At 71.2% G+C, this 1,106-nt stretch carries 1 protein-coding gene; it reads left to right on the top strand.

What is annotated here, in order from left to right; all coding sequences use genetic code 11:
• Positions 1–168 precede the first annotated feature (168 nt).
• Positions 169–1,029: an ATPase, T2SS/T4P/T4SS family gene (locus AC1DVT_RS20400; protein WP_477391243.1), complete on the top strand. Its 861-nt coding sequence runs from the start codon at positions 169–171 to the stop codon at positions 1,027–1,029.
• The last annotated feature ends 77 nt before the right edge of the window (positions 1,030–1,106 follow it).

Raw genomic sequence — 1,106 nt, 5'->3', positions numbered from 1 at the left:
CCACGAGGCATCGGGGCTGACCGTCACGAACGGGGGCTCCGTCAACAGCGGTTCGTGACATGAGGGCATAGAGACGCACGATGGCCGGGGCGCGCCTCCCCGGCCATCGTCGTGCTCGGCTGTGGATAACTTCCGGATGCCGCGGAGCCGCCTTGCGAGGATGCTCCGGTGAGTCCCACCGCCCTCGCTCCCGCCACCTTGGCGCCTGCTGTCGTGGTGGCCGAGCGGGTGCGGGAGCGACTTCGCGCCGAGCGCACCGACCCGGCCCGCGACCTGGAGCTCGCGACCCAGATCGTGCGCGCCGAGGTGAGGCGTCACAACGACTTCGCGCTCGCCCGCGGCCTGAGCGTGGTGGACGACGAACCGGCCTGTGTTCGCGAGGTGCTCGCCGCCGTCGCCGGGTTCGGACCGCTGCAGCCCTACCTCGACGATCCGACGATCGAGGAAGTCTGGCTGAACGCACCTGATCGGGTGTTCTTCGCCCGCGGCGGCGTCGCCGAGCGCGTGCCGCTCACCCTCACCGACGCGCAGGTGCGCGATCTGGTCGAGCGCATGCTGCATTCCACGGGTCGCCGCGTGGATCTCAGCCAGCCGTTCGTGGACGCGTCCCTACCGGACGGCAGCCGGCTCCACGTCGTCATCCCCGACATCACCCGCCGCCACTGGGCGGTGAACATCCGGAAGTTCCTGCCGGCGTTCCGAGACCTCGACCGCCTCGTGGCCGCCGGATCGCTGGCGCCGGCCGCCGCGCGACTGCTGCGGGACGCGATGCACGCGGGACGCAGCATCCTGGTCTCGGGTGCGACGCACGCGGGAAAGACAGAACCTGCCGTTATGCCATCTGCTGACCAGGCCTTTTCTGGTGAATGGCGATCTGGCCTCGTCAGTTCGCGGCCAGTGGCACGCTGCCCTCTGCCACGCGACGCACGGGTGTCACTCACAGGTCACCGCAGGTCGGTGGACGTGCGATCGCCTGGCACAGGACACCCTGCCACCTGCCGCGCCTCCAGGCCGTCAGCGAGGCGCTGAGCGCCCGCGCGCCGCGCGCCCTGTGGCACGCGACGCGCCGGGAGAGAGACCGGCCGACCGGCGCAGACTGCCCAGCC

This window comes from Microbacterium sp. P2_F9 (genome assembly GCF_056403635.1).
This window is presented reverse-complemented; position numbering and strand designations above follow the sequence as displayed.